21 protein-coding genes are annotated in these 22,750 nt (G+C 66.8%); 5 read left to right on the top strand and 16 right to left on the bottom strand.

Going from position 1 to position 22,750, the window contains the following annotated elements; translation table 11 throughout:
- Nucleotide 1 precedes the first annotated feature (1 nt).
- From OLX02_RS02745 to OLX02_RS02705, 9 genes are all read right to left on the bottom strand, one after another.
- Complete coding sequence (locus OLX02_RS02745) at nucleotides 2–670, bottom strand: complex I 24 kDa subunit family protein (protein WP_264420013.1); 669 nt, start codon at nucleotides 668–670, stop codon at nucleotides 2–4.
- A 6-nt stretch (nucleotides 671–676) separates the two neighbouring features.
- Nucleotides 677–883 carry a hypothetical protein gene (locus OLX02_RS02740; RefSeq protein ID WP_264420011.1) on the bottom strand — a complete coding sequence of 69 codons (207 nt, stop codon included), beginning with the start codon at nucleotides 881–883 and terminating at the stop codon, nucleotides 677–679.
- Nucleotides 880–1,230, bottom strand: coding sequence for a nuclear transport factor 2 family protein (locus OLX02_RS02735; protein ID WP_264420009.1), 351 nt, complete (start codon nucleotides 1,228–1,230; stop codon nucleotides 880–882). The genes OLX02_RS02740 and OLX02_RS02735 overlap by 4 nt, the downstream gene beginning before the upstream one ends.
- On the bottom strand, nucleotides 1,227–2,438 hold the full coding sequence (locus OLX02_RS02730; protein ID WP_264420007.1) for an NADH-quinone oxidoreductase subunit D: 1,212 nt from the start codon (nucleotides 2,436–2,438) through the stop codon (nucleotides 1,227–1,229). The genes OLX02_RS02735 and OLX02_RS02730 overlap by 4 nt, the downstream gene beginning before the upstream one ends.
- Complete coding sequence (locus tag OLX02_RS02725) at nucleotides 2,435–3,283, bottom strand: NADH-quinone oxidoreductase subunit C (RefSeq protein ID WP_264420005.1); 849 nt, start codon at nucleotides 3,281–3,283, stop codon at nucleotides 2,435–2,437. Before OLX02_RS02725 ends, OLX02_RS02730 begins: the two co-directional genes overlap by 4 nt.
- Before the next feature lie 13 nt (nucleotides 3,284–3,296).
- Nucleotides 3,297–3,854, bottom strand: coding sequence for a NuoB/complex I 20 kDa subunit family protein (locus OLX02_RS02720; RefSeq protein WP_264420003.1), 558 nt, complete (start codon nucleotides 3,852–3,854; stop codon nucleotides 3,297–3,299).
- 5 nt (nucleotides 3,855–3,859) lie between these two features.
- Nucleotides 3,860–4,234, bottom strand: a complete 375-nt coding sequence (locus OLX02_RS02715) for an NADH-quinone oxidoreductase subunit A (RefSeq protein WP_264420001.1) — start codon at nucleotides 4,232–4,234, stop codon at nucleotides 3,860–3,862.
- Between the two features lie 186 nt (nucleotides 4,235–4,420).
- Nucleotides 4,421–5,851 carry a coniferyl aldehyde dehydrogenase gene (locus OLX02_RS02710; RefSeq protein ID WP_264419999.1) on the bottom strand — a complete coding sequence of 477 codons (1,431 nt, stop codon included), beginning with the start codon at nucleotides 5,849–5,851 and terminating at the stop codon, nucleotides 4,421–4,423.
- A gap of 40 nt (nucleotides 5,852–5,891) precedes the next feature.
- Nucleotides 5,892–6,695 (bottom strand): prepilin peptidase, encoded by an 804-nt coding sequence (locus OLX02_RS02705; RefSeq protein WP_264419997.1) that lies wholly within the window; start codon nucleotides 6,693–6,695, stop codon nucleotides 5,892–5,894.
- 112 nt (nucleotides 6,696–6,807) lie between these two features.
- Between OLX02_RS02705 and OLX02_RS02700 the strand changes: the two genes are divergently transcribed.
- The gene (locus OLX02_RS02700) at nucleotides 6,808–8,001 is read left to right on the top strand and encodes an acetyl-CoA C-acyltransferase (RefSeq protein WP_264419995.1); all 1,194 of its coding nucleotides are present in this window, start codon (nucleotides 6,808–6,810) and stop codon (nucleotides 7,999–8,001) included.
- Nucleotides 8,002–8,022: 21 nt separating this feature from the next.
- Here the strand turns inward: OLX02_RS02700 and OLX02_RS02695 are convergent, their stop codons facing one another.
- Nucleotides 8,023–8,502, bottom strand: a complete 480-nt coding sequence (locus OLX02_RS02695; RefSeq protein WP_264419994.1) for an SH3 domain-containing protein — start codon at nucleotides 8,500–8,502, stop codon at nucleotides 8,023–8,025.
- 122 nt (nucleotides 8,503–8,624) lie between these two features.
- Between OLX02_RS02695 and OLX02_RS02690 the strand changes: the two genes are divergently transcribed.
- The 3 genes from OLX02_RS02690 (at nucleotide 8,625) to OLX02_RS02680 (ending at nucleotide 11,536) form a co-directional block, all read left to right on the top strand.
- Nucleotides 8,625–9,653: a 2-hydroxyacid dehydrogenase gene (locus OLX02_RS02690; protein ID WP_264419992.1), complete on the top strand. Its 1,029-nt coding sequence runs from the start codon at nucleotides 8,625–8,627 to the stop codon at nucleotides 9,651–9,653.
- A gap of 141 nt (nucleotides 9,654–9,794) precedes the next feature.
- The gene (locus tag OLX02_RS02685) at nucleotides 9,795–11,105 is read left to right on the top strand and encodes an ammonium transporter (RefSeq protein ID WP_264419991.1); all 1,311 of its coding nucleotides are present in this window, start codon (nucleotides 9,795–9,797) and stop codon (nucleotides 11,103–11,105) included.
- Nucleotides 11,106–11,110: 5 nt separating this feature from the next.
- Nucleotides 11,111–11,536, top strand: a complete 426-nt coding sequence (locus tag OLX02_RS02680) for an ester cyclase (RefSeq protein WP_264420320.1) — start codon at nucleotides 11,111–11,113, stop codon at nucleotides 11,534–11,536.
- Between the two features lie 78 nt (nucleotides 11,537–11,614).
- Here the strand turns inward: OLX02_RS02680 and OLX02_RS02675 are convergent, their stop codons facing one another.
- The 6 genes from OLX02_RS02675 to OLX02_RS02650 form a co-directional block, all read right to left on the bottom strand.
- Complete coding sequence (locus OLX02_RS02675) at nucleotides 11,615–13,024, bottom strand: NAD(P)H-dependent flavin oxidoreductase (protein ID WP_264419990.1); 1,410 nt, start codon at nucleotides 13,022–13,024, stop codon at nucleotides 11,615–11,617.
- Nucleotides 13,025–13,033: 9 nt separating this feature from the next.
- Entirely contained in the window at nucleotides 13,034–13,819 is a 786-nt protein-coding gene (locus OLX02_RS02670; protein WP_264419989.1) for a class I SAM-dependent methyltransferase, read from the bottom strand.
- Entirely contained in the window at nucleotides 13,812–14,939 is a 1,128-nt protein-coding gene (prfB, locus tag OLX02_RS02665; RefSeq protein ID WP_264419987.1) for a peptide chain release factor 2, read from the bottom strand. Before prfB ends, OLX02_RS02670 begins: the two co-directional genes overlap by 8 nt.
- Nucleotides 14,940–15,021: 82 nt before the next feature.
- Complete coding sequence (locus OLX02_RS02660; RefSeq protein ID WP_264419986.1) at nucleotides 15,022–15,567, bottom strand: peroxiredoxin; 546 nt, start codon at nucleotides 15,565–15,567, stop codon at nucleotides 15,022–15,024.
- A gap of 71 nt (nucleotides 15,568–15,638) precedes the next feature.
- Complete coding sequence (locus tag OLX02_RS02655; protein ID WP_264419984.1) at nucleotides 15,639–18,170, bottom strand: penicillin-binding protein 1A; 2,532 nt, start codon at nucleotides 18,168–18,170, stop codon at nucleotides 15,639–15,641.
- A gap of 61 nt (nucleotides 18,171–18,231) precedes the next feature.
- The gene (locus OLX02_RS02650; protein ID WP_264419982.1) at nucleotides 18,232–19,167 is read right to left on the bottom strand and encodes an N-acetylmuramoyl-L-alanine amidase family protein; all 936 of its coding nucleotides are present in this window, start codon (nucleotides 19,165–19,167) and stop codon (nucleotides 18,232–18,234) included.
- Between the two features lie 625 nt (nucleotides 19,168–19,792).
- On the opposite strand from OLX02_RS02650, the gene OLX02_RS02645 reads away from it, so the two are divergent.
- Nucleotides 19,793–22,684, top strand: coding sequence for an Rne/Rng family ribonuclease (locus tag OLX02_RS02645; protein WP_264419980.1), 2,892 nt, complete (start codon nucleotides 19,793–19,795; stop codon nucleotides 22,682–22,684).
- Nucleotides 22,685–22,750: the final 66 nt, after the last annotated feature.

Below are 22,750 nucleotides of genomic sequence, written 5' to 3'. Positions count from 1 at the left end.
CTTACCACTCCCCTCGATAGTCGTGGTTTTCGGTCGCCATCGCGGTCAGGCTCGAAAGCGCGCCGACCGGCTCCACCGTGTGACGGCCCGGCTCCTGCGTGCCCGCCTTGGGGCTGCGACCGGCGGCCAGTTCGTCGAGGATGTGGGTGACACGCTCGGCGGTCAGGTCCTCGTAGTTGTCGTCGTTGATCTGGACCATCGGTGCCGACGAGCAGTTGCCCATGCACTCGACCTCGGTCAGCGTGAACAGGCCGTCGGGCGTGGTGTGGCCCTTCTTCATGCCCTTTGCCTTGCACGCGGCCATGATCTCGTCCGATCCGCGCAACATGCACGGCGTGGTGCCGCAGACCTGCACGTGGAACCGGCCGACCGGCGCAATGTTGTACATGGTGTAGAACGTGGCGACTTCGAGCACGCGGATAATCGGCATGTCGAGCTGCGCGGCGATGTATTCCATCACCGGCAGCGGCAGCCAGCCCTGCGTGTTCTCTTCCGCACCGACCTGCCGCTGGGCAAGGTCGAGCAGCGGCATCACCGCCGAGCGCTGACGCCCTTCGGGATAACGCGCAACGATCTCCTTCGCCTTGGCCGCGTTGGCCTCGGTCCAGGAGAAATTGCCCCAGCGCGCGCGCAGTTCGGGGCTATCGGGTTCGGGATGACGGTCGGCCATATGTCTTCAGCGTCCACCCTGCCGGTCGGCGCGCTTGAGCCACAGGCTCTGGCCGAACAGGAAAAGCTCGAAACCACCGATGGCGGAAATCATCATCGGCATCCAGTCGGGCGTATCCGCCCCGTTGGCGAGTGCGAGGAACCACACCGCGGCGAGCAGCAGCCCGGTCGCGCAGGCGAGGATCGAAAGCTGGCGGGTCGGGTCTTGCTTCACCGGATAAACTCCACCCGGGCGCACTTGTCGCCCTCGAAAGTATAGACAGCGATCACGTCGAAAGGTTCGACCAGCGGCGATCCGTCCGTGGAAGGACCGCGCGTCACGTGTTCACGGAACACGACATAGTTGCCGTTTTCCTGCGCATGGACGATCTCGGCCTTGTTCTGGGGCCAGACCTTGAACGCGGCGGCGAGGCCCGAACGCGTGCCTTCCTTGCCTTCGCGCACCACCGCGCCGCGATAACCCGCTTCGCAGGCATCGTCGGTCATGTAGGAAACGTAGGTATCCACGTCCTGCGCGTTGTAGGCGGCGATCATCGCCTCCGCGATTGCCAGCTTGCTCAACGGTCGCACTCCCCGAACACCACGTCGATCGCGCCGAGAATGGCGGTCGCGTCGGGCAGCATGTGGCCCTTGCTCATGAAATCCATCGCCTGAAGGTGGCTGAACGCGGTCGGGCGGATCTTGCAGCGGTACGGCTTGTTGGTGCCGTCGCTGACCAGATAGACGCCGAATTCGCCCTTGGGGCTTTCGGTGGCGACATAGACTTCGCCCGCCGGCACGTGGAAGCCTTCGGTGTAGAGCTTGAAGTGATGGATCAGCGATTCCATCGAGCTCTTCATCTCGGCGCGCTTGGGCGGCACCACCTTGCGGTCGGTGCTGGCAATCGGACCTTCGGGCATTTCGGCAAGGCACTGCTTCATGATCCGGGCCGATTGGCGCACTTCTTCCACGCGCACCATGAACCGGTCGTAGCAGTCCGAATTGGTGCCGACGGGAATGTCGAACTCCATGCGGTCATAGACGTCGTAGGGCTGGCTCTTGCGCAGGTCCCACGGAATGCCCGCGGCGCGGATCATCGGACCGGAGAAGCCCCAGGCCAGCGCGTCTTCCTTGCTGACAATGGCGATATCGACATTGCGCTGCTTGAAGATGCGGTTGTCGATGACAAGGCTCATCGCGTCCTCGAACAGGCGCGGAAGCCGGTCGTCGAGCCAGTCGGCGATGTCGGTCAGCAGCTTGAGCGGCACGTCCTGGTGGACGCCGCCGGGGCGGAACCAGGCGGAGTGCATGCGCGCGCCCGAAGCGCGCTCGAAGAAGTTGAGGCAGTCCTCGCGGATCTCGAACAGCCACAGGTTCGGCGTCATCGCGCCGACGTCCATCACGTGCGACCCCATGTTCAGCATGTGGTTGCAGATACGGGTCAGCTCGGCGAACAGCACGCGCAGGTATTGTGCGCGCAGCGGCACTTCGACGTTCAGCAGCTTCTCGACCGCGAGCACGTAGGAATGCTCCATCGCCAGCGGCGAGCAATAATCGAGGCGGTCGAAGTACGGCAGCGCCTGAAGATAGGTCTTGTGCTCGATCAGCTTCTCGGTGCCGCGATGCAGCAGGCCGACGTGCGGATCGATGCGCTCGATGATCTCGCCATCAAGCTCCATGACCATGCGAAGAACGCCGTGCGCGGCAGGATGCTGCGGCCCGAAGTTGATCGTGTAGTTGGTGATGACCTCGTCGCCGGTGGTGGGCGACTGTTCGAGCGAGAAGCTCATGCCTTGTCTCCCTTGCTGGGCGCATCCGTGGCGGGACGGCTTTCGGTCGGGGCCGGTGCGGCAGGGGCTGCACCGCCGTCCGAGGACGGGGCCTTTGCGGCCGCATCGGCGTTGGCCTTCTCGCCAGCGCCGGTATCAGCCGGCTTGTCGGTGGTCTTGGGCGTATCGACCTTGGGCGCGCCGCCGGTGACGGGCGCGGTGGCGACCGGAGCCGGCGCGGGCGGCGGCGGAACGGCCTTCTCATCGCCCGGCAGCACGTAGTCCGCACCTTCCCACGGGCTCATGAAGTCGAACTGGCGCAGATCCTGCGCAAGCTCGACCGGCTCGTAGACCACGCGCTTGTCTTCCTCGGAGTAACGCAGCTCGACATAGCCGGTCAGCGGGAAGTCCTTGCGGAACGGGTGCCCCTGGAAGCCATAGTCGGTGAGGATGCGGCGCAGATCGGTATTGCCGGCGAAGAGAACGCCGTACATGTCGTAGACTTCGCGCTCGTACCAGCCGGCGTTGGGCCACAGCGTGGTCACGGTCGGCACCGGAGTCGCCTCGTCGGTCGAAACCTTGACGATCAGACGCAGGTTGCGCGTCACGGACAGCAGGCAATAGACCACTTCGAACCGCTCGGCGCGGTCCGGATAGTCGACACCCGCGATGTCCATCAGCTGCTGGAACTCGTGCCGGTCGCGAAGCGCGCGCAGCGCGTCTTCGACGCGGCCGCGCACGACCGTCAGCACGATCTCGCCATGCTCCTCCTTCGAGGACACCACGAGGTCGCCGAGCGCCGAAACCAGCGAGTCCTTCACGCCCTCGAACGAGGAATAACGCGGGGCGGAATGGAGAACCGTCATCGCTTCCCTTCCCTCAGCGCTCAAGCGTGCCGGCGCGGCGGATCTTCCGCTGCAGCTGCATCACGCCATAAAGCAGCGCCTCGGCCGTCGGCGGGCACCCCGGAACGTAGATGTCCACGGGCACGATGCGGTCGCAGCCGCGCACCACCGAGTAGCTGTAGTGATAATAGCCGCCGCCATTGGCGCAGCTGCCCATCGAGATGACGTACTTCGGCTCCGACATCTGGTCGTAGACCTTGCGCAGCGCCGGGGCCATCTTGTTGCACAGCGTGCCGGCCACGATCATCACGTCCGACTGGCGCGGGGACGCGCGCGGGGCGGCGCCGAAGCGCTCCATGTCATAGCGCGGCATGTTGACGTGGATCATCTCGACCGCGCAGCAGGCAAGGCCGAAGGTCATCCACCACAGCGAACCGGTACGAGCCCACTGGAACAGGTCCTCGGTCGAGGTGACAAGGAAGCCCTTGTCGTTGACCTCTGCGTTGAGGCTGTCGAAAAATGCCTGATCGGGCTGGACCGTGCCGGGCACGGCAAGCGCCCCGGGGGTGGTCACGAGAGGAGAAGTGGTCATGTTGCTCATTCCCAGTCCAGAGCCCCCTTCTTCCAGGCATAGGCAAAGCCAATCACCAGTTCGCCCAGGAAGACCATCATCGTTGCCCAACCGGTCCAGCCGGTTTCCTTCAGGCTCACCGCCCAAGGAAACAGGAACGCGGCTTCAAGGTCGAAGACGATGAAGAGGATCGCCACGAGGTAGAAGCGCACGTCGAACTGGCTGCGCGGGTCTTCGAACGCGGGAAAGCCGCATTCGTACTCCGAGAGCTTTTCCGCAGTCGGATTGTGCGCGCCGGTCAGACGGGCCACGCCCATCGGCAGGAACACGAAGGCCGCCGAAAGCGCGAGGGCGATCCCGAGGAAGATCAGGATCGGAAGGTATTGTGACAGATCTACCAAGGGCCTGACTCGCGTTGCAGGTGTTTGGGCAGTGTTTGGACCGCGCCCTAGTCCCGCTCCGGTTACGGCGCAAGTGGGGTGGGCCGCAATATGCGGGCAAACCCCACTCCTTTTAGCCAGTTCCGCTCATCACAAGGCGCCGCGCCCCTCGGCAGCGGCGCCCTGCGCAAAGCCCGGAAAACCAGCCTACTTGAGCTGCATCTTGAGCGTGCGCTGCGTCGCCGCACCATAGGGCGGCTTGAGTCCGGCCAGCTTGGCAAGATCGACCTTTGGCTGGCGATAGACTGCGCGTCCGTGGCTGAAGGTGCGGAAACCCTCGACGCCGTGATAGCTGCCCATGCCCGAAGGCCCGACGCCGCCGAACGGCAGGTCATCGGCGGAAACGTGGAAGATCACGTCGTTCACCGTCACCCCGCCCGAAATCGTGCGGGTCAGCACCCGCTCGCGTTCGCCCGCGTCCTCGCCAAAGTAGTAGAGTCCCAGGGGACGGTCATGCGCGTTGACGTAGTCGACCGCCTCGTCGATGCCGCGGTAGGTCATGACCGGCAGCACCGGGCCGAAGATTTCCTCCTGCATGACTTTCATCTGGTCGTTCACATTGCGCAGGATCGTCAGCGGCAGCTTGTTGCCGTTGGTCGTGTCGAAGGCCTCGTCGCCGGGATTGACCACGATCGCTTCGGCCCCCTTGTCCAGCGCGTCGGCGACCAGCCCCTTGAGCCGGTCGCGGTGGCGGGCGTTGATCACCGAGGTGTAGTCGTCGTTCGCCAGCAGCGTGGGATACATGGCGGCGACCGCACCCTTCACCGCGTCGATCGCCTTGCCTTCGAGTTCCTCGGGCACGAGCATGTAGTCGGGCGCGAGGCAGATCTGCCCGGCGTTCATCATCTTGCCCAGCGCGATACGTTCGGCGCTGCGCTTCACGTCGGCGCTGCGGCCCAGAATCGTGGGCGACTTGCCGCCCAGTTCCAGCGTCACCGGAACCAGGTTGTCCGCCGCCGCGTGCAGCACGTGGCGGCCGATCGAGGTCGCGCCCGTGAACAGCAGGTGGTCGAACGGCAGGCCGCAGAACGCCTGCCCCACGTCCGCCCCGCCGGTCACCACCGCCACTTCCTCTTCCGCGAAGAACTTGGGAAACAGCTCGGCCATCAGGTCGGATGTGCGCTCGGTGAATTCGGACGGCTTGATCATGGCGCGGTTGCCCGCGGCAAAGGCCTGCGCCAGCGGCCCCATGCACAGCCCCACCGGGAAGTTCCACGGCGAGACGATGCCGATCACGCCTTTCGGCTCATAGCGGACCTCCGCCTTGGCGCCGAGCAGGTTCAGCGGAAAATTGACCTGCCGCTTGTCCGGCTTCGACCACGCCTTCATCTTCTTCTGTGAATAGCGGATCAGGCTGATCGAGGGCATCACGTCGGTCATCATCGACTGTTCGTGGCTGCGGTGACCGAAATCGGCGCTCATCGCGCGGGCAAAGTCCTCGCCGTGCGCCTTGAGCAGCGCCGCGCAGCGCTCCAGCCGGTCGTGGCGCACGGCCAGCGGCTCGGGCCGGGCCGCGGTGAACGCATCGCGCTGGCGCGCCAGCAGCCCCAGCATCGCTTCCTTGCCGGTCGTATCCATGTCCTCGCTCCCCCTTATGGTCGTTTATCGTGATGCGGTGTCAGGCGAACCCCTGCCAGAGGAACACCGGCCAAGCCGCGGCGGCGAGGCAGGTTCCGAGCGGAAGCACGCTATCACCAGATAGTTTACGCCCAGCCAGAAAAAGTGCAACGGCCGCGGCGATCCCCAGCAGGCTGGCCCCCAGCACCACGTGAATGACGCCCAGCGGTCCGATCCACACGCCGATCGCCCCCAGCAGCGGCGGATCGCCTCCCCCCATGCCATCGCGTCCGCGCGCCCTGCGGTATCCCGTCGCCACCAGCCAGAGCATGAGGAAGCCGAGCGCCCCGCCCGCGCCCGACAGCGCCAGCGGCAGGATGTCGCCCAAGACCCAGCTTCTCGCGCCGGCGAGCACCAGGCCGCTGAACGCCAGCACGCCTGTGAGCACGCGCGGCAGCCACAAGTGGCGCGCGTCCAGCAGGGCCAGCAGCAGCAGTTGCCAGCCGAGCAGCATTGCCGCCAGCACCTGCCCGGGCGGCGCCAGCGCGACCGACAGCATGGCGATGCCCGCCGCGCCCAGCTCCGCGCCAAGTTGCCAGCCGCCGATGGCCGATCCGCAGGCGCGGCACCGCCCACGCTGCGCCAGCCACGACAGCACCGGAACCAGTTCGCCCACGGTCAGCGCCTTGCAGCAGCCGTCGCAGGCCGAACGCCCGGTCAGGACCGAGCGGCCGTCCGGCATCCGTTCCAGCGCGGCGCCCAGAAAGCTGCCAACGATCGCGCCCAGCACGCCGGCGCCCAGCAGCAATGGCGCGGCTGGCATCCCGCTTCCCACGAAAACCGCCTGCCCCCCGATCACGCGCATTCCCCCGTCCCCTGACGAAAACCTGTCATTTGCAATTGTTGCGTCGCACCATTAAGTCCCCGATTAATCGGCCGACCCGGCCGCATTCCTAGCACAGCAAGGAACCCAAGCCATGGCCCAGTTCTCCGCCGCCGATCCCGTCGTCATCCTCTCCTACGCACGTACGCCGATGGGCGGAATGCAGGGTGCGCTCGCCGATGTCGCCGCGACCGATCTGGGCGCGGTCGCGGTCAAGGCTGCGGTCGAGCGCGCTGGCGTTGCCGGTGACGACATCGAGCGTATCTACATGGGCTGCGTGCTGCCCGCCGGGCTTGGCCAGGCCCCTGCCCGTCAGGCCGCGATCAAGGCCGGCCTGCCCAAGTCGGTAGAGGCGACCACCGTCAACAAGGTCTGCGGATCGGGCATGATGACCGTGATGATGGCCGCCGAAGCCATCGCCTCGGGCAGCGCCGACGTCATCGTCGCGGGCGGCATGGAATCGATGACCAACGCACCTTACCTGCTCAAGAAGCACCGCTCGGGCGCGCGCATCGGCCATGATACCGCCTATGACCATATGTTCCTCGATGGGCTGGAAGATGCCTACCAGGGCGGCGCGATGGGCACGTTCGCGCAGGCCACGGCCGACGAATACCAGCTCACCCGCACCCAGCAGGACGATTACGCGATCGAATCGCTGCGCCGCGCCCAGGATGCCATCGCCAACGGCGGCTTCGCCAGCGAAGTCGTGCCGGTCACGGTCAAGACCCGCGCCGGCGAACACGTGGTCGATACCGACGAACAGCCCGGCAAGGGCCGTCCGGACAAGATCCCCGGCCTGAAGCCGGCCTTTGGCAAGGACGGCACGATCACCGCCGCCAGTTCCTCGTCGATCTCGGACGGCGCAGCCGCGCTTGTGCTCACGCGCGAAAGCCTTGCCAAGGACAAGGGCCTTGCCCCGGTCGCCAAGATCGTCGCCATCGCAGCGCACGCGCAAGAGCCTGCCAAGTTCACCACCGCCCCCGTCGGCGCGATCCAGAAGGTGCTGGCGCAGGCCGGCTGGAGCGTGGGCGACGTCGACCTGTTCGAAGTCAACGAGGCCTTCGCCTGCGTGGCGATGTTCGCGATGCAGGATCTTGGCATCGGCCACGAGAAGATCAACGTCCACGGGGGCGCCACCGCGCTCGGCCACCCGCTCGGCGCATCGGGCGCGCGCATCGTCACCACGCTGATCGGCGCGCTGAAGCACAAGGGCCTGACGAAAGGCGTTGCCAGCCTGTGCATCGGCGGCGGCGAAGCCACCGCCATCGCGGTCGAACTGGTCTGAGGAAAACGCGGCCGGGGCGCTTCAGGGCGTCCCGGCGCCCCACACTTTCGCCGCCTCGATATAGCCCTTGCGGCCGTCGATGTCGGCCTTGCACCAGCCTTCGTCGCAATCGTCGAGCTTCGCCACCACGCCGGGTGCGGCACGCCACAGCAGCCGGCCCGAACCGTCCTTGTTCTCGCGAATCGGCGCCTCGCCGCCCTTGACCATGCCGGTGTGCGTGCGGGTCAGGAACTGCGCGAGCATCCAGCCGCGCACCCCGGCCGGGTCTTCGACCAACCGCCAGCCGCCCATCACGCGCAGGACCTTCATCGGCAGTCCCTGCCGGACATAGACCCAGCTGATCCGGTATTCGCGCCCCGGCCCGACGCGCATGTTCGACTGCTCCTTGCGCAGCGAAACCCAGTAAGGCACCCCGGCATCATCGGCTGCGCGGACCGGTGCCCCCGTCGCCGCAAGCGCGGCGGCCAGAACCAGCGACAGCACGGACTTCCCTTTCGGCACGGCGCTTCGTTCTCCCTTGCAAACCCGTCCGATACACCCCGCCGCCGATATGGCAATGGCGGGTGGGCCTATGCAAGCCCGCTTGACCACAAGTCCCCGCCCGGCTTAGCGAAGACGGCACGATGAACACGCACGCCACCCCCGCCGATCTGAAATCGCCCCGGCGCGTAGAGGGCAAGCCCCGCGTCGTCGTCACGCGCCGCCTCCTGCCCGAAACCGAGGCCCGGATGGCCGAACTGTTCGACGTGTCCCTGAACCACGCCGACCGCGCGCTGACGCAGGACGAACTGGTCGCAGCGCTCCAGCATGCGCACGTCCTCGTCCCCACTGTCACCGATCGGATCGACGCCGACCTGATCGCCGCCGCCGGACCGCAATTCGGCCTGATCGCCAATTTCGGCGCGGGCACCGAACATATCGATCTCACCGCCGCCCGCGCCCGCAAGATCCCCGTCACCAACACCCCCGGCGTGTTCACCGACGATACCGCCGACATGACGCTGGCGCTGATCATCTCGGTCATGCGCCGCCTCAACCACGGTGGCCGCACCGTGCGTGCGGGCAAGTGGGACGGCTGGTCGCCGTCCACGCTCCTCGGCCACCGCATCAGCGGCAAGACGCTGGGCATCGTCGGCATGGGCCGCATCGGCCAGGCCGTGGCGTGGCGCGCGCGCGCCTTCGGGCTGTCCATCGCCTACCACAACCGCCACCGCCTGCCCGAAGCGCTGGAGACGATGTTCGCCGCGCGCTACGAAGCCGATCTCGACCGGCTGATCGGGGAAGCCGACGTGCTCAGCCTGCACTGCCCGGCCACACCCGAAACCCGCCACATCATCGATGCGCGCCGCATCGCGCTGATGAAGCCGGGCGCCTATGTGGTGAACACCGCGCGCGGCAACCTGATCGAGGAAGAAGCGCTGATCGCGGCGCTGGTCGAAGGGCGCATCGGCGGCGCCGGGCTGGACGTGTTCGAGCACGAACCCTCGGTCGATCCGCGGCTACTCTCGCACGACAACGTGGCGATCCTGCCGCACATGGGCAGCGCCACGTTCGAGGGCCGGATCGCCTCGGGCGACAAGGTGATCGCCAACATCCGCTTCTGGGCCGATGGCCACCGCCCGCCCGATCAGGTGCTGGAAGGCTGGGCCTGACCGGCCGCCCCTCGGCTCTGCCGAACGGAACAATCGTTCGCGTTTTGCTTGTGCCGCGTCACATCGTTGCCTAGACGCGCGCGAAGGGAACCGGGTGGCCGCAACGCCCAGGCATCGCGGCGAGAGGGAGAATACAACAAGATGCGCAAGTTCCTGGCGGTCGCCGCCATGGCCGCATCGCTGGCCGTGCCGATGCTGGCCCATGCGCAAGTTCCCACCAGCACCGTCGATGTCGCCGACACGGGCGATACCGCGTGGATTCTGGTCTCCTCGGCTTTCGTGCTGATGATGGCCGCGCCAGGGCTGACGCTGTTCTACGGCGGCCTCGTCCGCACCAAGGGCTTCCTCGCAGTGATGGTCCAGACGGGCGCGATCGCGGCCGTGGCATCGCTGCTGTGGGTGCTGGTCGGCTACACGCTGGCCTTTGGTGAGGTGACCAACGGCTGGCTCGGTGGCGGCAATGCCTGGATGCTACTGCACCTCGGCAATGTCCGCGCCAACACCCAGATCCCGGAAAGCGCATTCGTGCTGTTCCAGATGGCGTTTGCGCTCATCACGCCCGCGCTGATGGTGGGCGCCTGGGTCGACCGCGCCCGCTTCGGCTGGGTGGTCGGCTTCTGTGCGCTGTGGAGCCTCATCGTCTATGCCCCCGCCGCGCACTGGGTCTGGGGCGGTGGTTGGTTGTCGAGCCGGCTCGGCACGCTCGATTTCGCGGGCGGCATCGTCGTCCACACCACTGCGGGCGTTTCGGCGCTCGTGGTCGCGCTGCTGCTCGGCAAGCGGGCGGGTTATCCCAAAACTCTCATGCTACCTCACTCGCCCGCTCTGACGATGGCCGGTGCTGCGCTGCTGTGGGTCGGCTGGTTCGGATTCAACGGCGGTTCGGCGCTTGCCGCGAACGACGATGCCGCCGCCGCGATCATCAACACCCACGTCGCCGCCTGCACCGCAGCGCTGGCGTGGATTCTTGTGGAGCGCTTCGCCGTCGGCAAGTCGACCTCGATCGGTTTCGCCACCGGCGCCGTTGCGGGTCTTGCCACGGTCACGCCGGCAGCGGGCTTTATCGCGCCCGGCTCCGCCGTGCTGCTCGGCCTCGCCGCCACGGCTGTGTGCTATCCGATGATCCTCGTGATCAAGCACCGGCTGGAAATCGACGATTCGCTCGACGTCTTCGCGGTTCATGGCATGGGCGGCATCACCGGCTCGATCCTGCTGGCCTTCCTGATCTCGCCGTCGCTTGGCGGGACGGGCTATGCGGCGGGCATGGGCATGGCGCGCCAGCTGGTCGCCCAGCTTGCCGGCGTGGGCGTGGTCGGCGCCTGGAGCGCTGTCGCAACGGTGATCTGCGCGCTGATGGTCTCGATGGTCGTGCCGATGCGCGTCACCGAGGACGAGGAGCGCGAGGGGCTGGACATCACCAGCCACGGCGAACGCGCATGGGAGTTCGATTGACCGCGATGACCCGGCGCGAACGCCTTGCCGCGTTCATCGAACGCATCTGGAACGAGGGCGATGCCGAGGCGGCGTCCTCGTTCCTCGGCCCAGCCTACGTCGTCCGCCACGATCCCGGCGACCCGTGGGAGGGGCAGACTCTCGATCCCGCCGGTTTCGTGGAACGGCTGCGGCTGTCGCGCGCGCCGTTTCCCGACCAGCGCTTCACCATCGAGCACATGGCCGAAGACGGCGATGCCGTGGTGATGACATGGCGCTGGAAAGCCACGCATCTCGCCGATTTCGGCCCCTTCCCGGCTTCAGGCAAGACCATCCGCATGACCGGCGCCACCGTCTACACCTTTGATGAGAACGACCTCCTGACAGGGCACTGGCAGATCGCGGACCGGCTCGGCGTCTATCGCCAGTTGCAGGAAAACGCCCCCTCCTGAAACAATGGCGCCTGACGCAAAAAAGGGCCGGCGTGGTGACGCCGGCCCTTTCGTGTTTCTGGTGCGTTGACGCGCCGCTCAGTCGCCCGTCAGGATGCGATCGACCAGTTCCTTCACCGTGGGGGTGAAGTTGTTGGAATAGAACGGGTCCTGCTTGAAGCGATAGGCCGCGTGGCCCGCGAACATCAGGTTCTCGTCGATCGGGCCGCCATGCGCGATGTCCTGCAAGGTCTTCTGGATGCAGAAGCTGCGCGGATCGGCGAGACGCCCCGTGGTGTAATCGTCGTGGTCCTTCCACGATGAGAAACCGCAGTGCGACAGGCACCCCATGCAGTCGGCCTGGTCCTTGCGGATGACCTCGCGCTCGGCCGGGGAGACGAACACCACCGTGTCGTCCGGTGTGCGCAGCGCCTCGGTAAAGCCGGCGCCGTGCCAGGTGCGCGCGCGGTCGAGATCGCCCGGCGTCACCCAGAAATTCTTGCCCCGCACCCCGACGTCGAGCTGCACCGTGTGCTCGCCCGCCGAAACCTTGGAATAAGGGATCTGCCGCTCGCTGCGCGCTTCCAGGCTGCGCAGGAACGGGTTGCGGACAGCCGACGAATAGAAACCCGTGGGCGAGAAACGGTGGAGCAGCACGTCGCCCGGCTCCAGCGTGCGCAGGTGATCCTTCCACGCCTGCGGGATGGGGCTTTCCTGCGTCAGCAAGGGCCGCGTGCCGAACTGGAAAGCGATCGCGCCCAGCTCCGGATTGTCGATCCAGTCGTTCCATTCGCGCAGGAACCACACGCCGCCCGCCATCACGATCGGCACGTTGTCCGGCACGCCTTCGGCGCGCATCGTGTCGCGCAGCGCCTTCACGCGGGGATAGGGATCTTCCGGCTTGCGCGGGTCTTCGGCGTTGGACAGGCCGTTATGCCCGCCGGCCAGCCACGGGTCTTCGTAAACGACCGCCCCCAGCAGGTGCGCCACCTTGTGATAGGCACGCTTCCACAGCGCACGGAATGCGCGGCCGGACGAAACGATCGGCAGGTAGTAGACGTCGTACTTCGCCGCGATTTCCGACAGCTTGTAGGGCATCCCCGCGCCGCAGGTCACGCCGGTAACAAGCCCGCGGGTCTGTTCCAGCACGCCTTCCAGCACGGGCTGCGCGCCGCCCATTTCCCACAGGACGTTGATGTTGATCGCGCCCTTGCCGCCGGAAATGTCATGCGCCCGGCGCACCTGCTCGACGGCGCCGTCGATGGCATAGCGGATCAGCTGTTCGTGACGTTCCTTGCGGGTCAGCTGTTCGTAGACTTGCGGGACGATCTTGCCTTCGGCGTCGTAACTGTCCGCATTGACCGCGCTGACCGTTCCGATCCCGCCTGCCGCCGCCCACGCGCCCGAACTCATGTGGTTGGTCGCGGCCACCCCCTTGCCGCCCTCGACCAGCGGCCAGACTTCCCGGCCACCATAGAGGATCGGCTTCAAACCCTTGAACGCAGACATAATTTCCTTTCAGCGCCCTTTCGTGCGCGCGACCTTGCCGGATTCGATCCGGCATGATCTCATCTCTCCCGGCTCTGGCCGGTTCCCCGCGGCCTCGAACTGGGCGTGGTAACCCGAGATTTCGGGCTTACGGTGAAACGCGATCAAGCGAAAGCCCGCAGCCTCGAATTCACAAAAAAGCAAAGTCGGTGGAATGCCATGCCGGTCGGTCGGAAGGTCGCGATCGACCACCGCCACTTGCCCCCCTTTGCGCAGCGCCGGCCAGAGATGCCAGAGGAATGCGTAAGGCTCGCTTACCTCGTGATACATATGCACCATCAGCACACGGTCGAAGCTTCGCGCCGGCAATCGCGGGTCGCCCGGCGCGCCGCGCTGGACCGAGACATTGGTCATCCGCTCGCGCTCAACCCGCGCACCCAGCCGGTGCAGCGCGCCGTCGTCGATGTCCTGCGCCAGCACACGCCCCTTGCGGCCCACGCGCGCGGCCAGCCGCACCGTGTAGTAGCCCTCGCCCGCGCCCACATCGGCAACCGTCATGCCCGGGCGCACCCCGGCAAGGTCCATCACCTCCTGCGCTTCGTCCTGGTTGTCGCGCTGGGCCTCTGTGGAAAACTGGGTCGCCCCGGCCGGCGACACCGGGCGGTCGGCACGGGGAAAGCCCGCATCGGCCGTCGAGGTGTCATCGGGCTGCCGGGCTGGTCCGCAGCCCCCTAGCCCGCTTGCCACCAGCGCAAGACAAAGCGCCGGGGCAAGCCATCTCGCCCCGCGCGCCCGCCGACGCACCGCCTCAGTCATCGTCCTCCACAGTCACCTTCTCGCCCGTGACCCGCTGCGACAGCGCAGCCGCCATGAACGGATCGAGCGCGCCGTCGAGCACTTCGGTCGGATTGGTGGAAACCACCCCGGTGCGCAGGTCCTTCACCTGCTGGTACGGCTGAAGCACATAGGAACGGATCTGGTGGCCCCAGCCGATCTCGGTCTTGGCCGCATATTCGCCGCTCGCCGCCGCTTCGCGCTTGGCCAGCTCCGCCTCGTAGATGCGCGCCTTCAGCATCCCCATCGCTGTCGCGCGGTTCTTGTGCTGCGAACGATCGCTCTGGCTGGCGACCACGATACCGGTCGGCACGTGGGTGATGCGCACTGCCGAGTCGGTGGTGTTCACGTGCTGTCCGCCCGCGCCGGAAGCGCGGTAGGTGTCGATCTTGAGATCGGACGGATTGATCTCGACCTCGATGTTGTCGTCGATTTCCGGATAGACCCAGACCGAGCTGAACGAGGTGTGGCGCCGCGCAGAGCTGTCATAGGGGCTGATGCGGACGAGCCGGTGGACGCCGGTCTCGGTCTTGGCATAGCCATAGGCGTTCTCGCCCTTGATCAGCAGCGTGGCGCTCTTGATCCCGGCAGCTTCGCCGGCGTGATAGTCCAGCAGCTCGACCTTGTAGCCATGCCGTTCGGCCCAGCGCGTGTACATCCGCTGGAGCATTTCCGCCCAGTCCTGGCTCTCGGTACCACCGGCGCCGGCATGGACTTCAAGGAAAGCGTTGTTGGCGTCGGCTTCGCCGGCCAGCAGTGCCTGCACCTTGTCGTTGTCGGCACGGGCGGCCAGCGCGGCGAGCGTCGCGAGGCCTTCGTTGATGGTGGCGTCATCGCCTTCCATCTCGCCCAGTTCGACGAACTCGATCGCGTCGGCCATTTCCTGGCCGATCTCGTTCACGGTGCCGATCGACGCCTCGAGCCGGCGCCGTTCGCGCATGACTTCCTCGGCCTTCTTCGGATCGTCCCACAGCTTGGGATCCTCGACGCGCGCGTTCAGCTCGTCCAGCCGGCGCACGGCGCGGTCCCAGTCGAGGAACTTGCGCACAAGCGCCAGTGCTGCCTCGATGCGGTCGATATGGGCCTGCCCTTCGGCACGCATGGTCACAATCTCCAAAAACAGGAAGCACGCCGCTTAGCGAAGCGGCGCGTCAAGTAAAGTCCGGTCGAACGGGAAGCGGCGCCTAACGCCGCGCGCGCAGCTTCTGCACGGCGGCCAGCGTCAGCTTCACGTGGTCACGGTAATCCATGTCGGAATGGACCAGCACCACGCGCCCGTCGCGCCCGATGACATAGCTCGTGCGCATCGTCAGCCCGGTCGAGACGCCGTCGCGCTTCAGGTCCACGTCATAAGCCGAAATGACCTGCGGCGTGGCGGCGGCCACCGCGAACTTGTCACGGCACGCCTCGGTCGAAAACTTGGTGAGCGTGGCGACGTCGTCGTTCGACATCCCCACCACCGTCGCGCCCGCCTTGCGGAAATCGCCGCTTGCCTCGGCGAAGGCGTGAGCCTCCAGCGTGCAGCCCTGCGTGAACGCCTTGGGATAGAAATAGAGCACCACCGGCCCGCGCTTCAGCGCCTGCTTCAGGTGAAAGCCGAAAGGCTTGCCCGCGAGCGCACCTTGCGCGGTAAAGTCGGGCGCCCTGGCGCCCTGCGCCAGCTGGGCGCGGGCGGCGGAGGGGACGATCAGGGCGAGCGCCGAGACAACGGCCAGCATCGAACGGTTCATGCTGCGCCACTTACCACACGGTCAACGCTTTTGCGAAAGCCCAAATGGGCAACTTCGCCAAGTCCGCGACCTCAGTAGATCCCGCCCTGCTCTTCCACGAAGTCGCCTTCCTCGCCGCTGCCTTCATCGACCGCGACCGGTGCGCCGCGGGCCGAACGTGCCTTGCGCAGGGCATCCAGCACGGCTTCCTTGGCGGTCATTTCCTCGGCACGCACGGTGCGGCGCGGTTCGGTATCGGGCTTGAACGCTTCCCAGATCACGCTGGCCTTGCGCTCGTCGTCCTGCGGCACGCCGGCGAACACGCGCTTGCCGGAAACGCGGTCGATCTTCACCATGCGGATGCCTTCGGGCACCGTGAACGGCGTGTCCGACCAGCGCTTGCGCGTCTGCAACACCAGTTGCTTGAAGATCGGCGCCGCCATGCGCCCGCCCTGGGCATAGCCGCCAAGGCTGCGCGGCGCATCGTATCCCATGTAGACGCCCGCGATGATGTCGGGCGATCCGCCCACGAACCACACGTTAGTCGGGCCGCTGGTCGTGCCGGTCTTGCCGAACAGCGGCAGCTTGAGGTCGGCCAGAACTTCGGCAGTGCCGCGCACGACCACGCCTTCGAGCATATGCACCACCTGGTACGCGGTGCGGGGGTCCATCACCTGCTTGCCCAGCGGCTTCAGGCGCGGCATCGGCCGCCCGTCCCACCGGGCCATGCTGCAGCCGGTGCACTCGCGGTTGTCCGCCTTCCACACCACCTTGCCGTTGCGGTCCTGCACATAGTCGACCAGCGTCTGTTCGTGCTGGCGGCCATGGTTGGCCAGCGCAGCATAGCCGTTGACCATGCGCGCCACCGTGGTGTCGCCAGCGCCCAGCGCCATCGACAGGAACGGCTGGTAATCGCCGATGCCCACCGCCTTGATCGTGCGAACGACCTTGTCCATGCCGGTGTCGTTGGCGACGCGAATGGTCATCAGGTTGCGCGACTGCTCCAGCCCCCAGCGCATCGTGTGGACACCGCCTGCGCCGCGCATGTCGAAGTTGCGGAAGCACTTCTGCCCCAGCGCCGCGCCCTGATAGACGCAGAACGTCCCGTCGAGCACCATGGAGGCGGGAGTCATCCCGTTGTCGAGCGCGGTCGCATAGACGAACGGCTTGATCGTCGAGCCAGGCTGCCGGTTGGCCTGCGTGGCGCGGTTGAACGATCCCAGCCGCGCGTCGAAGCCGCCCTGCATCGCCAGCACGCGGCCGTTCTGCGGGTCTTCCACCACCATGCCGCCCGAAACTTCGGGCACCGTGCGCACTGCCCAGCCGCTGCCATTGGGGGCGGCGGCGATCACGTCACCCGCCTTCATCGCATCGGGCAGGCCGTAGAGCGGCGCGGTCGAACCGTCGGCAAAGCCGATCGTGCCCGACGAACCACTGCGCCGCAGCACCACGCCCACGCGCCAGTCCTGGTAACTGATCGAGATGTTGCTGGTGATCAGCTCGGTCTGCCACCTGTCGCCCGGATCGATCGTCGCGATCGGCCCGTGCCATGCGCGCCCGGCGGAATAGCGGAGCAGCCCGGCGCGCAGCGAATCCTGCGCCGCCTTCTGCAATTCGGTGTCGAGCGAGGTGCGCACCCACAGACCGCCGGCATAGACGCTGTTTGGCCCGTCCTCGGCCTTCTCGCCGAACTTGTCGATCAGCTGGCGGCGCACTTCCTCCAGGAAATAGCCCGCGTCGGCGGTGTAGTTCTCGGCCCGGCGCTGCACCAGGCCCAGCGGCTGCGCCTTGGCCTCGGCCGCCTGCGCCGCCGTCGCCCAGCCGTTCTTGACCATCTGGTCGAGCACCCAGTTGCGCCGGGTGATCGCCTGGTCGTGGTACTTGGCACGGCCATAGCGCTCGGGCGCCTTCGGCAGGATCGCCAGGAACGCCGCCTCGTGCAGCTTCAGGTCGCCCACGTCCTTGTCGAAATAGGCACGCGATGCCGCCTGTACGCCGAAGCTCTGCCGGCCGAGCGGGATCTCGTTGAGATAGAGCTCCAGGATCTGCTGCTTGGTCAGCACGCCTTCGATGCGGCGCGCGAGGATCATTTCCTTGAGCTTGCGCGTGATCGAATATTCGTCACCCACCAGGATGTTCTTCGCCACCTGCTGCGTGATGGTGGAACCGCCGCGCGCGCGCTGGCCCGAACCATACTTGGTGGCATAATCCACCACCGCCCCGGCAAAACCGAGATAGTCGATGCCGCCATGGCTCCAGAACGTCTTGTCCTCGGCCGAGAGGAACGCGTTGATCATCGGCTCGGGAAAATCGACGAAGCGCAGTTGCACGCGTCGCTCGCGGGCATAGCTCGACACGATCTCGCCGTCGTTGCCGCGCACCATCGTGGGAAGCGGTGGCTGGTAGGTCAGCAGCTTGTCGGCCGAAGGCAGCCCCCGGCCCAGCGTCAGCCAGACCACGGCATAGAGCAGCACCAGTGCCCCCGCGACATAGCCGGCCCGACGCACCCACACATTGCCGCGCCACAGCGCGCCGAAGCGTTCGGCCAGCCCCGAGGCATTGCGGCGGATGCGGTAGCTGATGCGGGACGGGCTACCTTGCGGCGGGGACGTTTCTTCGGCCATCGCCTGGCCCTCTAGCACGGTGTCTCGCCGCTAGGCCAGTGGGCCCATGCGATCGGCGCGATCAGGGCACAAGGGCCGCTGCCACCTCTGCGGCGTCCCGCGCCGCCGCCGTTGGCGCAGCGCCCGCCTCCTGACGCGCCAGCGTGATGCCGATCGCGCTCGCGAGCACCCCTGCGAAGCGCCCGCGCCATGCCGGGTCTGCCATCGCCGCCGCATCCCCGGCATTGCTGATGTACCCCGCCTCCACCAGCGCCGAGGGCAGATCGAGCGACTTCAGCACCACGAACGCGGCCTCGCGCTGCGGGTTGGCATGGAACGTCAGCCGCCCCTCGCCCTCGCGTCGCACCAGGCCGCCGAAGGCGACGCTGCGCGCACGCATCTCGCGCTGCGACAGGTCGACGAGGATCGAGGACACCGTGTTCGAGGCGCCGCCCAGTTGCACGCCGCCGGCCATGTCGGCGCGGTTCTCGCGCTGGGCCACGGCGTCCGCCACCGCGTCTGAACCACGCTCGGACAGCGTATAGACCGTCGCGCCGCTTGCATCGGGATTGTCGGCCGCATCGGCGTGGATCGACACGAACAGGTCTGCACCCAGCCGCCGCGCCACGTCGGCACGTTCCTCCAGCACCAGGAAGCGGTCGGCATCGCGGGTCATTGCCACGCGCACCCTGCCCTGGCGCAGCAGCGCGTCGCGCACCGCGCGCGCCAGCGCCAGCGTCACGTCCTTCTCGCGCTGGCCGCCCGCACCGCTTGCGCCGGGATCGTGCCCGCCGTGCCCTGCGTCGATCACCACCAGCGGCCGGCTCGCGTCGGCGGGACCTTCGATGCGTGGCAAGTCGATCCGGGCTTCGGCAGACGGCAGCGCCACACGGCGCACATAAGCGGGATTGTCGGCAGCCCGGTGCAGGGTCCACCAGCCCCAGCCCGCCAGCACGGCCAGCGGGACAGCAAACCCCGCCGCCAGTATCGCCCGCCCGATGGTTTCCCGTCCATTCATCCTGTCGGGGCTATGCAACGTCCGCCACACCCCGGTCCACCGCCAATTCGTTCGGAGCGGAGCGAGTTGCAGCCGCCACCGTGTCCGTCCATCGAGCGTCAACCGATCGCAGCACATCCGTCATTGTTTTAATTGCCGCTTTGCAATTGCGGTGCTAGCACCCACTTTACCGGAGCATGCCAGCATCGGCGCCAGCCTTGGCGATACCGCAGGATGCGTGAAAAACGCAGCGTATCGCAAGGAACAAGAGGGCCGCTGGCAAGTGCTTTGCGTAAAAGAACGCGGGAAAGAAGAAGCACGTCTGCTCGCTCACCCGCGCCAGAGGTTGATGCCGTGATGATGAGCCGCGTTTCCGTCCAGCAAAGGTGCCCCAAGCGGGTCCTTGCCGGTTGGTCGCATCGCGGCACGCGCGCTTTCCTGCCGATCGTCCTCGCCGCAGACACGAACCTACCGCCGTCGGACGGCGCGCGCATGGGCATCAAGCCCGCGCTTGCCACCGGCACACCCGCATTCGCGAACCGAAGCCGCCGGCCCAAGGCCGGCGTTTCTGCGTTTCGCGCCACAGCAATAATCCGCGCCCAGTTCCCGGGATACGTCCCGCGGCCGCGCGGCTGGAGAATCCACAATGACCACGCGTATGCTGATCGATGCGCGCCACCAGGAAGAAACCCGGGTGGCGGTGCTCAAGGGCAACCGTATTGAAGAATTCGACTTTGAATCTGCTGATCACAAGCAGATCAAGGGCAACATCTACCTCGCCAAGGTCACCCGCGTAGAGCCGTCGCTTCAGGCCGCTTTCGTCGACTTCGGCGGTAATCGCCACGGCTTCCTCGCCTTCAGCGAAATTCACCCCGATTACTACCAGATCCCCAAGGAAGACCGTGAGGCGCTCCTTGCGGAAGAAGCCGCTCATGCCGAGGAAGAGGCCGCGCTGCGCGCTGCTGAAGATGCCGAGGACGATGACTTCGATGGCGGTGAATACGAAAACGGCGACTTCGACGGTGAAGGCTATGACGCCGATGGCGTGACCGAGGTCGATACGTCCGAAAAGGACCAGGTCTCCACGATCGAAGGCGGCATCGTCGAAAACGGCTTCGACCACGAAAGCGAAGAAGCCGAAGAAGGCAGCGAAGCCGCCAACGGTGAAGGCGAAGGCAATCAGCGCCGTCCGCGCCGTGGCCGCCGCCAGGGTGGCCGCGCGCAGGGCAAGGAAGCCGACGAACTGCGCGCCAAGCGCATGGCGCTGCGCCGCCGCTACAAGATCCAGGACGTCATCCAGCGCCGCCAGGTGCTGCTGGTGCAGGTCGTGAAGGAAGAACGCGGCAACAAGGGGGCCGCGCTCACCACCTATCTCAGCCTCGCGGGCCGCTACTGCGTGCTCATGCCCAATTCGAGCCACGGCGGCGGCATCAGCCGCAAGATCAACTCGGCATCGGACCGCAAGCGCCTGAAGTCGATCATCACCGAGCTGGACCTGCCCCGCTCGATGTCGTGCATTGTCCGCACCGCCGGTCTCCAGCGCACCAAGCCCGAGATCAAGCGCGACTTCGACTATCTCGCCCGCCTGTGGGACGAGATCCGCGAGCGTACGCTGGGTTCCGCCGCCCCGGCGCTGATCCATTCGGACAGCGACCTGATCAAGCGCGCGATCCGCGACATCTACAACCGCGAGATCGAGGAAGTCGTCGTCGAGGGCGAGCATGGCTACCGTGCCGCCAAGGACTTCATGAAGCTGCTGATGCCCAGCCACGGCAAGCGGGTGCGCCAATATGCGGATCCGGTGCCGCTGTTCCAGCGCTACGGCGCGGAAGACCAGCTCACCGCGATGTATGACCCGGTCGTCCAGCTCAAGAGCGGCGGCTACCTGGTGATCAACCCGACCGAGGCGCTCGTCTCGATCGACATCAACTCGGGCCGCTCCACCAAGGAGCACGGCATCGAAGCGACCGCGCTCTCGACCAACCTCGAAGCCGCGCGCGAGATCGCCCGCCAGCTGCGCCTGCGCGACATGGCCGGGCTCGTCGTCATCGACTTCATCGACATGGAATACGGATCGAACATCCGTAAGGTCGAAAAGGCGATGAAGGACGCGCTCAAGAACGACCGCGCGCGCATCCAGGTGGGCCGCATCTCGGGCTTCGGCCTGATGGAAATGAGCCGCCAGCGCCTGCGCACCGGCGTGCTCGAAGCGACCACCCGCGCCTGCCCGCACTGCGATGGATCGGGCCTTGTCCGCACCGCGTCGTCGGCCGGTCTTTCGGCACTGCGCATGATCGAGGACGAAGCCGCCAAGGGCAAGGGCAACGTCGTCACGCTCTATGCTTCGCAGGAAGCCGCGATCTACGTACTCAACGCCAAGCGCGCCGATCTCGCCGAAATCGAGGAGCGCTACGGTGTCACCGTCGAAGTGATCCCCGAGGGCGAGAACGAGGGCGCCAAGATGCGCGTCGCCTCGCGCGGGCCGAAGCCCGATTTCGTGCCCCGCTTCGAACCGATCGTCGAGCCTGAAGAGGACGACCTGATCGAGGACGAGTACGAGGAAGAGGAAGAAGAGGAAGAAGTCCGCGAGGAACGCGCCCCGCGTGACGGCGGCCAGCGCGAAGCGCGCGGCGAGGACGCCGAAGGCGGTGACGGTCGCCGCAAGCGTCGCAAGCGCCGCCGTGGCCGTGGCCGTGATCGCCGCGACGAGGACGGCAACGAAACGGGTGAAGGCGAACAGGGCGACGATGAGGCCGGCGAGGACGCCGGTGACATCGAAGCTGGTGAGCTCGAAGCCGGCCAGGTCGAGACCGACGGCATCGAAGCGAGCGAAGGTGAAGGCGAAGGCGAACGTGAAGACGGCCGCCAGGACGATGAACGCGCCGACGACGAGCGCGGTCCGCGTCGCCGTCGCCGCCGTGGTCGTCGCCGGCGTGGCAGCCGCGAAGGCGGCGTGAACGGCGAAGGCTCTGCCGATGGCGAAGAAGGTCAGGACGAATCGCCGGAAGGCGATGCCCAGCCTGCCGACGCAGCCGTGACGGCGGAAGAAGCTCCTGTCGCCGAAGCCGAAGCGACCGCCCCGGTCGCGGAAGCCCCGGTGGCCGAGGAAGCGCCGGCCAAGCCCAAGCGTACCCGCCGCAAGAAGGCCGATGCCGACGCCGCTCCGGTGGCCGAAGCAGCCGCCGAAGTGCCTGCCGAAGCCTCGGCTGCGGAAGAAGCGCCGGCCAAGCCCAAGCGCACCCGCCGCAAGAAGGCCGATACGGTCGCTGCCGAAGCCGCCCCGGTGGCGGAAGCGCCTGTCGAAGCCCCGGCTGCCGAGGAAGCACCGGCCAAGCCCAAGCGCACCCGCCGCAAGAAGGCCGATACGGTCGCTGCCGAAGCCGCTCCGGCGGAAACGGTGAGCGAACCCGTTGCTGAAGCTCCCGCAGCGGCAGCGCCGGTGGCCGAACAGGCCGCCGCCGAAAGCGAAGCTGGTGCGGAACAGGTGGCGTCCTCTGCCCCCCGTCGCGGCTGGTGGCAGCGCACGTTCGGCGAATAAGCCCGCTCAAGGCCAACAAACAGAAAACCCCGCCGGGCAACCGGCGGGGTTTTTCTTTACCGGCTC

This window comes from Novosphingobium sp. KCTC 2891 (assembly GCF_025938155.1).
GTDB lineage: Bacteria > Pseudomonadota > Alphaproteobacteria > Sphingomonadales > Sphingomonadaceae > Novosphingobium.
This window is presented reverse-complemented; position numbering and strand designations above follow the sequence as displayed.